Below are 418 nucleotides of genomic sequence, written 5' to 3'. Positions count from 1 at the left end.
TGGCAAGATCGTAGAGGCGCGCCACGTTGCGCGTCTCGCTCGGCGGCACGTCGAAGATTTCCTGGAAGGCGCGCACTTCATCCTGAGTGACGATGCCGTCAGCCTTCGCCATCTTGGCCGAGAGCGCGATCATCGCCACCGAGAAGGCAACGCGCCGGCGCAGATCCGGGTCGCCGGAAAACACTGTACGCACGGCCTCGACGACATCGGCGACGCCCGAGGACGCCGACGACGAAACACGAGCGATGAAGTCGCCGAGGCGGTCCCAAATCGACATGCCGGCTACTTAGTGCGAACCGCCCACCGCTATCAAGCCGGGACGATGCCGCAGGCCCAACGGCCGTTGACCGCAGTCCCGGCAAAAAAAGGAAGGCCAGCGCAAGGCCGGCCTTCCGGATTTCATTCGATTGGCTTCTAC

At 63.9% G+C, this 418-nt stretch carries 1 protein-coding gene; it reads right to left on the bottom strand.

The window, feature by feature from the left end; translation table 11 throughout:
• Positions 1-277: TerB family tellurite resistance protein (locus tag EOA29_RS40380; RefSeq protein ID WP_189479214.1), on the bottom strand; the 277-nt coding region annotated here is incomplete at its 3' end.
• Between the last annotated feature and the right edge of the window lie 141 nt (positions 278-418).

The sequence above is a fragment of the Mesorhizobium sp. M1E.F.Ca.ET.063.01.1.1 genome, assembly GCF_003998155.1.
Taxonomy (GTDB): domain Bacteria; phylum Pseudomonadota; class Alphaproteobacteria; order Rhizobiales; family Rhizobiaceae; genus Mesorhizobium.
Note: the sequence above shows the minus strand (reverse complement) of the source record. Positions and strands in the feature narration are given on the sequence as shown.